Annotated in this window: 8 protein-coding genes, 2 pseudogenes and 1 CRISPR repeat array; of the genes and pseudogenes, 1 reads left to right on the top strand and 9 read right to left on the bottom strand. The window is 41.2% G+C overall.

Annotation, left to right across the window (positions count from 1 at the left end; all coding sequences use genetic code 11):
* Positions 1-50: 50 nt before the first annotated feature.
* From PN470_RS09445 to PN470_RS09480, 8 genes and pseudogenes are all read right to left on the bottom strand, one after another.
* A pseudogene (locus PN470_RS09445) lies at positions 51-290 on the bottom strand (type III-B CRISPR module-associated Cmr3 family protein); the annotation flags it as partial.
* Between the two features lie 10 nt (positions 291-300).
* Positions 301-1,725, bottom strand: a complete 1,425-nt coding sequence (locus tag PN470_RS09450; RefSeq protein WP_130757629.1) for a Cas10/Cmr2 second palm domain-containing protein — start codon at positions 1,723-1,725, stop codon at positions 301-303.
* Between the two features lie 7 nt (positions 1,726-1,732).
* Positions 1,733-2,764: an SAVED domain-containing protein gene (locus tag PN470_RS09455; protein ID WP_272104398.1), complete on the bottom strand. Its 1,032-nt coding sequence runs from the start codon at positions 2,762-2,764 to the stop codon at positions 1,733-1,735.
* Between the two features lie 83 nt (positions 2,765-2,847).
* Positions 2,848-3,060 (bottom strand): annotated as a pseudogene (locus PN470_RS09460) (Uma2 family endonuclease); the annotation flags it as partial.
* Between the two features lie 671 nt (positions 3,061-3,731).
* Positions 3,732-4,427: direct repeats of the CRISPR family, unit length 36 nt; unit sequence CCTTACCTATTAGGTCAAATAGGATTAGTTGGAAAC.
* Positions 4,428-4,613: 186 nt separating this feature from the next.
* Positions 4,614-5,204, bottom strand: a complete 591-nt coding sequence (gene hpsU, locus PN470_RS09465; RefSeq protein WP_123230329.1) for a hormogonium polysaccharide biosynthesis acetyltransferase HpsU — start codon at positions 5,202-5,204, stop codon at positions 4,614-4,616.
* Positions 5,205-5,209: 5 nt separating this feature from the next.
* The gene (locus PN470_RS09470) at positions 5,210-6,160 is read right to left on the bottom strand and encodes a glycosyltransferase family 2 protein (RefSeq protein ID WP_002752838.1); all 951 of its coding nucleotides are present in this window, start codon (positions 6,158-6,160) and stop codon (positions 5,210-5,212) included.
* A gap of 148 nt (positions 6,161-6,308) precedes the next feature.
* Positions 6,309-6,974, bottom strand: a complete 666-nt coding sequence (locus PN470_RS09475) for an urease accessory protein UreF (RefSeq protein WP_002737619.1) — start codon at positions 6,972-6,974, stop codon at positions 6,309-6,311.
* A 28-nt stretch (positions 6,975-7,002) separates the two neighbouring features.
* Positions 7,003-7,506: a MogA/MoaB family molybdenum cofactor biosynthesis protein gene (locus tag PN470_RS09480; protein ID WP_016514428.1), complete on the bottom strand. Its 504-nt coding sequence runs from the start codon at positions 7,504-7,506 to the stop codon at positions 7,003-7,005.
* Between the two features lie 439 nt (positions 7,507-7,945).
* On the opposite strand from PN470_RS09480, the gene PN470_RS09485 reads away from it, so the two are divergent.
* Positions 7,946-8,809 (top strand): helix-turn-helix domain-containing protein, encoded by an 864-nt coding sequence (locus PN470_RS09485; protein WP_042790760.1) that lies wholly within the window; start codon positions 7,946-7,948, stop codon positions 8,807-8,809.
* Between the two features lie 54 nt (positions 8,810-8,863).
* Here the strand turns inward: PN470_RS09485 and PN470_RS09490 are convergent, their stop codons facing one another.
* Positions 8,864-9,376, bottom strand: coding sequence for a hypothetical protein (locus tag PN470_RS09490; RefSeq protein ID WP_002779035.1), 513 nt, complete (start codon positions 9,374-9,376; stop codon positions 8,864-8,866).
* Positions 9,377-9,873: the final 497 nt, after the last annotated feature.

Below are 9,873 nucleotides of genomic sequence, written 5' to 3' on the forward strand. Positions count from 1 at the left end.
CCCCACACCCCACACCCAGCCCCCACGAAAAACTTTTTCAGCAGCCCCTAAATAAAGGGAGTGGGGACAAAAAAGTTATCTGGTTGTTCACTGTTTGCCCAAAAAGGGCCGGCAATTTGTAAATCGCGAATATTGGTGGGATTGCTGTGAGCAAATAGTCCCGAAACTGTGGCAGCAGTGGGGGGAAAACGATTTCCTGAACGTCCAACTAGATTTTCTGGAGACAGAAACGGACCGGCGCTACCGTAGAGAAATCCCAAAGGTTTAATTATGATCAGATATTGCAGCATTTTTCTATGTTTAGGTGAGATGATTGGCCACTTTTGAGAGGTTAATTACCCAGTTATTTTTATCTTGGTGAGAGGTGGTATCAATGGGTATATTTTGATTAAAATAAAGGTTAAAAACTGCATTGGCAATATCGTGATTATCATCGGTAAAAGCGCGGCGATTTTCTAAAGTTGCTATATCATTATAGAAATGTGTCCAGTTTTTTCCTTCACTGCGATCGCAATAACTATCGAGGATATCTTTTAAGTTTTCCCAGGGACAAACCCACTCTAAATAGTTACCACTGTTAAAAAGGATTCGCACCGCTAGACGATTTTTACCTTGATTTTTAGCGGATTTTTCTGCTTCTCGACATTGTTGCAATATGTCACGCTGAGGAACTCCTGAAGCTGCCCAAACAAAACCGACGCTAACAGTTATATCCTGAGAATAACCGTGTTTTGGCCAGATTTCTCGATGAAATTGATCAAACCAATATAGACAATCTTGTAGGGTTAATTTTAGTTCGGATTTTTGTGGAAACAAAACCCCTAGAAAGTCATCTCCTCCCGCATAAATAATGCGACCAAAGTTAAGATAATTTTCTAGTTCTTCTCCCCATTGTCGCATTCTTTGACTAAATTCTTTTCTTGAGGATATGGACAGATTTTTTAGGTAATTTCCCATCCCGTCACCGTCCCCTTGAAACCATCCTGTATAGGATTTTTCCTCGTAGCGATTTAGTTCCACAAATTTTTTAGGAAGTTCTAGGTTTAAAGGCTTGCCAATATCATATAATGTAATCATTCTTTTGACTAATTCGGGAATGCTAAGACGTTCGGTTTCATCGAGGATAGCATTAGAAAGTTTTTGACTTAATTGCTGATAAAATTCAGTGATTTGCTGATTTTGTTGGGAAATACTAGAATATAAAGGATGGGTTTGATCCGTCATTCCATACCAAACAATGGCATCGGAACCGGATAAGCTAGAACTTTCTCCTTGCCAATTAATTCCCGTCCAATCTCGTTGATATTTTTTCTGTTGCAGACTTTTAAACGCACAATCGATCGAGTCCTCTTGCGCCCAGAAGAATTCCCAAGTATGATTAATCCATAGGTTCCATTCTCGTCGCCAAGTATAATTGTATTGTGGTAAATTTTGTTCAATCCAAACCCGACACTTATTAACCACTTTTTGCCATGCGTCATCGAAGACTTGTTCGGCCTCTTTTTTGGGAAAATTACCCGCGATTAAGATTTGGTTGGGAGTTCCTCTTTTAACGTCAATTAAAGCCGGAGAAATAAGGCTACATTCAGGATATTTATCCGCTGCCTGACAGATAGCATCGGCAAGATAGGATAATAAAAAAGAACCACCGTACAAGTCCCTTAGTTTACGCGATTTTTCGATGAATCCTTGCACAGGAGCAAAGGTAATTACAGTATAGTTCATTTTATCTTTATTGTCCTCGATAAAGTTTAAATTCCTGAAGATTAATAAGATTTCTGTAGGTAGAATTTTCGTATTGAGTTAGGAGAATTGGCCAGTATTGTTGAACGGCCATTCCGACAAGTATTCCCAAAGTTATAGGCATGGAATAAACTAGCTTAATCTCTTGATAGTTTTTTTGTTGAGCGATATTGATAGTTTTAAAAATTTCTCTAGAATATTGTAGCCAATCTTCATTTTTTTCAATTGTACCACTGCCTTTACTTTTCAGATAAATTAAATCGCCGTAGTTTTCAATACTCTGATCATTAAGATTAATTTTATGGGAAGAAACATCGATGGCTATAGTTACTCTATCTTGACCTTTTTCGGTGACAACACGCTCAAATTTTTCGTATTCCTTAATATCTTCTTTAAGTTTGCGATCGCTAATTTCCACCACAGGATAATAACTATCAGAAGATTTATTATATTGAAAGATTTTTACTCCTTCAGTAGCGAGAATAGTGCCGACCATAATAGCGACGCTAATCGGACCGATATAGGCAAGATAAATAATAGTATTTTGAGGAGTTTTTTTCTTAAGTTTCTCTAGATTATAGCGGAGTATTTGCAGAAAAGTTTTCAGCATTTCTTGATCATAAATATCACAGGAGTAGTTAAAAATTAAGTCTGTTTCGCTAATATTGAGATACTGGTCAAGATTATTTTGATGATCTTTGTATTTATTTTCTGTTTCGATGATATTAAAAAGCGATTGCAGAGCCTTATTACTATCGGCAGGATTAGCAATTTTAATCACTATCGGTAGAGGAATCGCCTGATGTTTATAGAGGTCGTATTTCTGAGATTCTAGCCAGATACCGATGATAACTAGAGCCAAAGTAATCAGAAAAATTAGATAATATCCCTGGCCAAATTGATCGGCAATTAGTGCCAAAATAGCGGCGATGGCTAATGCTGCATTGGTGAGGGGATTAAAGATAATATTATAGGGATATTGACGCAGATTACTCAGGACATTTTTAAGAGATTTCAGCATAATTTTACTAGAGATTTAGGGCATAATATCGAGAAGACACAGAGACAATTCGGGAAAAACTGCCGAACTAATGCGCTCATAAAACGGAGCAAACAGTTTTTAGGAATTGTCCAGAGTAGATGTAATCGAAAAATTTCTCCCCACAGTCTTCCTGCGATTTTTCCCGCTACGGATTCCTGAGGTCCAGTGGGTTCCATGTCTCGCAACTCCCCGTCAATTAATTGATAGCGTGGGTCATCTCCATACTGGTTTAAAAAGTCTTCAAAAGTGAATAATTTAGGAGATAGGTAGGTCATGATTTTTATCGGATTAGACCTAAAGCTTGTTGTTGTTATCCATGATACTGATTGCTCGCCAGAATCGGGGGATTTTGGGGGTTAAAAAATCCTTAAAAAAAACTCCCCCCCGCTACCCTCCTTAATCAGTAGCTAGACAATTAAGTAGGTAGGTATTAAAAACTTTCAGATCCCCCCGCCTATCGGCACCCCCCTTATCAAGGGGGGCAGGGGGGATCGAACCTAAAATCCATTTTTAATTTAATTATAACCAGCTACTTAATTACAGATAATTACTTAAGCAAAATTAATTACACATCGAGAGGCGGAAACTGTACGCTAAAGTAGTAGAAAGGGTCAATCCTCAAGAGGATGATGTGCGCTTCTATGGGATTTCCGAAGAAGCTGTCTCTAGATTGTTGGTGATGGGAGGTTCTCCTCCTCAACCACCCCCAAATCTCTACATCATCTAGCTTGTCCCCTAACTCTTGACTGAAAATCGATGCACCCCCTCCCCGACCTAAAACCCCGATTCTCTGGTTGAGGTGCGTCGATTGCTCTCCCAGTCAGGGTTCTACCCTTTGGTATCGGGACTTTTACCCCCCCCGGGACCACTTTTTAACCCTCTTTTTGCAGGTGCGTCGATTTGGGGGTCTGTCTTCCCCTCTCGATGAGACTTTCCAAGGGGTACTCCTTACCTATTAGGTCAAATAGGATTAGTTGGAAACTTTTCTTAATTGATCCAGTTGTTCTTTTAATTCATCCTTACCTATTAGGTCAAATAGGATTAGTTGGAAACGCTCCTCTGGATACAGAGGACTAAGCCACCGTAGGCCCTTACCTATTAGGTCAAATAGGATTAGTTGGAAACTGGTTTTATAGGTTGCTTCGAAATACGGATTTTCCCTTACCTATTAGGTCAAATAGGATTAGTTGGAAACTTTTACTCCCTAATTGTGCTAGTTTTTACTTTTTGTCCCTTACCTATTAGGTCAAATAGGATTAGTTGGAAACTCCACCTTCATAGACCCGACCATCGCACCCTTAACAAGTTGCGCCCTTACCTATTAGGTCAAATAGGATTAGTTGGAAACGTTAAAGGTTTGCCAACAAGCTGACGGTAAGTTGCCTTACCTATTAGGTCAAATAGGATTAGTTGGAAACTGTAATAAGCCATATATTCTTCCATCGTAGGAATCCTTACCTATTAGGTCAAATAGGATTAGTTGGAAACAGATAGTTAACTAAAAAAACTTGGATTTTTGCGTAATCAACCTTACCTATTAGGTCAAATAGGATTAGTTGGAAACTAAAAAAGTAGGGCTAATTCATGAATTAGCCCTACTCTTACTCCTTACCTATTAGGTCAAATAGGATTAGTTGGAAACTAGAAAAAGGGTTTCTTTATAAACCCTTTTTCTAATAAATTGTGTCAAATAAACAAGATAAAAAATGTTAAATATATCTTGACAAAAATCGATAAAAATGCTAATTAAATTACGAACAGCTTAATATGTCCCGTGGGAAACAGTGGGACAAAAGCGAGCGGAAGACCGCCAAAAATGCCTCTTAGCTTAACTACTATAAGAATTCATCTTTCTATCGTATTGAGGACGACAGGGACTACCCCAAGCGACCTTTTGAGCGGGAATATCGGCAAATACGCTGCTTCTTGCCCCAATAACAACATTAGAGCCAATTTTTACCCCCGGAGCCAAAAAACAATCGGCCGCGATCCATGTACCATTACCGATGAGGATGGGAGTGGTTTTTAAGCCAAAAGAGCGATCGCCGGGATCGTGACTGCCAGTGCAAAGATAGCATTTTTGAGAAATCACACAATGACTGCCGATGGTAACATTATCTAAACTATAAATCACCACATCATCGCCGATCCAACTATAATCACCGATCGCCACTTTCCAGGGATAAGTCACCCTTACCGTCGGGCGAATTTTCACCCCAAGGCCGATTTTAGCCCCAAATAGCCGCAAAACAGCGCAGCGAAAGCTATCCATCTGATGCAAACTGAGGGGAAAAAGAATTCCCTGTACTAACCACCAAAGTAGGATAATTGGATTAGAACGACCGCGATCGAACCAAGATTGATCGTAGGTACGCAGATCTAGCCACGCTTCCTCATCGGTGCGGATTTCTGGGGACATAGGACCTATTTAATCATTTCTACCGGTTGAGGTTCCGAGGGTTTAATCGGGGGATTAACATGGGTATTAACGTTTAATTTACCGCCAAATCTCCGTAATTCGTACAATTTAACCCCAATTTGGTATTCATACTGACTCAAAAGACGACCGTAGATATAACCAGCTTTGCCATCCAAGAAACCGAGACGGATAACATAAAAGAGAATAAAGCGCAGCAGCGGTTTAAAGGGCAATTTTACCCAAATTTTCTTTAAAAAACGTTTTCTCTGCACCGCATCACCGAACAGGTGCGCTCCGATCGTGCCACTTTCGTCATTACCCGTGAGAATATTGTAATAAACCCGGGCCTCCCAGTTGGAATAACGATTATGTCTTTCTAACCAATGATAGATATCGCGGAAATCGATGTGCAGCATATCATTTTTTAGATAGCCCACCTTGCCATTAAGGATAACGTGTTCATGAACTTCGTTATCTCCCGTGTTGGGTATATCTTCCGTGTTTAAATTCTCATATCTACCCGACTTATGTTTAAATAAACGCAGATTCCAGTCGGGATACTTGCCACCATAACGGATCCATTGTCCGAGGAAGAAAACGCGACGATTGAGATAATAACCGTTATAGTTGGAATCTTGGATCACGGTGGCGATTTCGTCCCATAGTTCGGGGGTGATTCTCTCATCACAATCGACGATTAATACCCATTCATTGCGAAAAGGCAGGTTATCAAGGGACCAGTTTTTCTTTTTCGGCCAACGACCATTAAAATAAAATTGGACTACATTAGCCCCATAGTTGGTAGATATTTCGATCGAGCGATCGATACTTTGGGAATCGACGACAAACACTTCATCAGCCCTAGCAACACTCTCTAAACAAGCGGGAAGGTTAGATTCCTCGTCTTTGGCGGGAATTAACACCGAAACGGGAATTTTTTCTGATTGACTAAACATTGGTACACTGTGGCTAGGTAAAGTGTTCGCATCTTTCCTTAAAACCCTCCGTCACTCAGAAAGTGAGAACTAGGACTTAAGATTTTTTTCAATCATACTATACCTTATTTGGTTTTTAAGTCATTCTCCTGCTTTTCTCCCTAAATTGCTAACTGCGAAATAGACGACTATACTGGGTTTCGTGGTTCATACTGGCAAAACTTAGCCCCCAACTCCAACTGGTCAGGTTTTCATCGGCTAAACTGATAATATCTGCTGTTGCTGTTAATAAACTGGGCTGTAAACCGATCAGAAGCGCTTGTCCTAGGGTTTGTCCAAGGGGAATTAAACGCAGTCCTGCATTGATTAAATTACTTGCCCAACTGTGTAAATAGCCTAAAACCGCTAATTCTTCCCCAATTTGCCAATGACTTGCCCCGATCGCAAAGGCGGTGGCATAATTAGCCTGTTCCGGTAGATTATCTCTGTCTGGTGCTAACTCCCGCAATAGGTTTAACAGCGATCGCCCCATTTGCCAGCTTTGTTGTCTTAATTCGGCCGTTTCCCGCGTTGCCGATAACCAATTGTCCCAATAATTAAGTTTTGTAAAATCTTCTTGACAAAAACAACGATATACCCTTAGCAAAACAGCCGCTTCTAAGCGAATCGAGCCTTGACAAAGCGATCGCTCTAACCAATCATTCAAGGTGGCACTATTGGAGATAATCCCCTTTTCGACGAGGGTTTCTAGCCCTTCAGAATAACTATAGGCCCCCACGGGTAAAATGGGACTAGCTAATTGTAATAAACACAAAAGTTCTTTCTGATCGAGCATAGAAAACCGAGAAAATTGTCCTTATCAATTATCCATTCATCTGTTTAACCAGATGTAAAATTTCAGGAAGAATCAGTTTTTCTAGGGCTAATTTAACGGCATTAGTGGAACCAGGGAGAGAAAAGACCAATAGGTTTTGATAAACCCCAGCTATTGCCCTCGATGCCATGGCACGGGAGCCGATTTCCTGATAGCTAAGATAACGAAATAATTCGCCAAAACCGGGCAAAGTAATCCTTAATAAAGGTACTAAAGCATCGTAGGTAGTGTCTCTAGGAGCAATACCCGTCCCCCCATTAAGAATTAAGACTTTTATCTGATTTTGATTGCTAATCTCTGGTAAAATTGCTTGAATTTGTAAGGGTTCATCGGGGATAATTAAGTATAGGCCGATATCGTGACCCGATCGAGTTAGTAACTCTTGAATTATTTGGCCACTTCTATCCGTCTCTGGGGTACGAGTATCGCTCACCGTGACTACGGCACAGGTAAGGTGAAGGGGGGTGGCGTCGGGATGGGGAATAAAGGTCATAATTAGGGTTTGCGGCAAAAAGTTTTTCTTGGGTGTAGGGTGTAGGGTGTAGGGTTTTACCGATTTTGAGGTAGTCAATTACCTAATTTTCAGGGAAAAAGTAGCTGAATTTTCCCCCCGATCACTCCCATATCGGATACTTTTTGATTGACAAAAAGTCTAAAAGTCTTATCCAACAAGGTTTTTAGATTTATTCAGCCAGCCCTAATTAACGATATGCTGAGAGTTGGAGAAAAACAAGCATTAAGAACAAATGTATGTACTGACCGGCCAGTGCAGTCACCCTAGGATAAAAAACTTAACTTTGGCAAGTATTGCCGATTTTTGCTGGTTTTTGCAACCTTTTCGCTGGTAATGACGACAAAGTAAAGGGAACTTCTAGAGAACAGATTATCCCAAAATAACAAAATCGAGATTATCATCTAAGTTGGTATAGATTATGACTGGAATTATGAGTCAACTCAGTCCCCTACAAGCCGAACAAATCAAGGAAATCGGGACTTATTTACGTCAAAAACGAGAAGAAAGCTGCCTGAGCATAGACGATATCGCCGCCGTGACGATGATTAGATTGCCAATGCTAGAAGCGTTGGAAACGGGGAATTGGGAGAAATTACCAGAATTAATTTATGTCAAGGGATTTATCAAACGCTACGGTGATGCCCTAAAAATTGATGGTAAAGCTTTAGCCGATCGCTTGTCTCCTAGTGCGGAACAATTAGCCCAAGAGGTAACTATCCCGAAAACACTGCCCACAAAAGCTACCCCCATCCCCAAGGCTGAACCGGCTGCCCCAAAAGCGGAACGAGTGAAACCAGAAAACCCGGCCCCAGAAACTAGCCCCCAACCAGCTAAATCGACCTTTTTCGGGATATATCTCTGGTTAGGCTTACTGGCGGGTATATTTTGTGGTATTGGCTATCTTTTCCTCCGTCCCCCTCTCTCTAATCCCCCTGCCCTTACTCCCTCTCCTTCCCCCGTGGGTTCCCTCGCACCGGTAGTCCCTCCTGCGCTGGTAGCCTCTCCTTCCCTTTCTCCTCCGCCAAAAGTTCCCCTCTCAGCCGAAGTAACTATTGAACAGGCCACTTGGGTAAGGGTAATTGCCGATGGCAAAAAAGTCCATGAAGGCAATCTCCAACCCGGGACCAAACGAACTTGGACAGCCCAAAAGAGTTTAAATATTCGATCGGGCAATGCTGGTGCTGTTAAAATCTCTCTTAACGACAACCCTGCCCAATTAATGGGTAAAGCTGACCAAATCGGCGAAATCACCCTCACTGCACCCCCTCTCAGTGATCAGTAAACAGTGATCAGTGAACTAAAAACTCACATCTGAAAACTGAAAACTGATAACTGATTAGGCTGCATCATCCCAGATGGGGGTAAGGGTTTGATAATCGTAGCGGGAAGCGTTGGGATGACAGGTGACACAGGTGGTGTGACCGAGAGGAGTGGGTAAATTGACCCTAGGGTGCAAAACCTTTACATAGCTGGACTGTTCAATTAGGAGGGGAACAAAAGTAGTCTCCCTAAGAGGGCGGGAAGAATAACTGAGATAATCCCAGATAAGACGCTGAGTAATGCCGACAATTGGTTTTAAACGGATACCATAGTGAGAATTAGGATTTTCTAGGATTTTTTTCCAAGTTTGACTCGGTAGGATGCTGGGAGGAATGGCAATATGGCAGGTGGCACAATTTTCTAGATAGGTTTGCTCTCCAATTTGATAACGATTTAGCAATGTATCCGAGGAGGGAGATTGGGCGATCGCTGGTTGTTGAAGTAGCGAAGCCAGTAGAATACCCCCTAGAATACTGAGGAGAAAGAGGATCAGAAAAAAAATCGATTTCACTTGACCGCTGGAAGGCATGACTGGGATGACGAGTAATTGAACACAATTTTGACACTCTCGCCATCACAATGCCAAGCTGTGTGATGGGAGATTCTTGCTTCACAGAAACCTGCTTTTTGAGACGAATCCCAAGGAGTCTTACAGTCTCTCCACAAGTTTAAACTCCTGACTGCCCATCAGTATTTGGGAGCTTCTGGTTTATGTGTGGAAACGAGGTCTATACTGATATTTTCTAGTTTCTTCTGCGGCTCGACTGAGCATCGCCGAACGTTAAAATAGCCCTAAAAGTCTTGCTTGATAGGTATTTCACGGTTTCATAAGCAAAAATTAAGTAGGTAGGCGTTAAAAATTATCAGATGCCCCCCTTATCAAGCCTATCCATTAGTCAGATCTTTCTTAACAAAAAGAGAAGAAACTTAAAAAAAGGGGAAACGATTGATAGGTATAGTTTTGAAAGAAGGAATTAAGGTGGAGGTAAGCAAAAAAATGGAGAAATGGGCAGCCCAAGAATTACA

The sequence above is a fragment of the Microcystis sp. CS-574 genome, from assembly GCF_028329095.1.
In the GTDB taxonomy this organism is placed as follows: Bacteria; Cyanobacteriota; Cyanobacteriia; order Cyanobacteriales; family Microcystaceae; genus Microcystis; species Microcystis ichthyoblabe_A.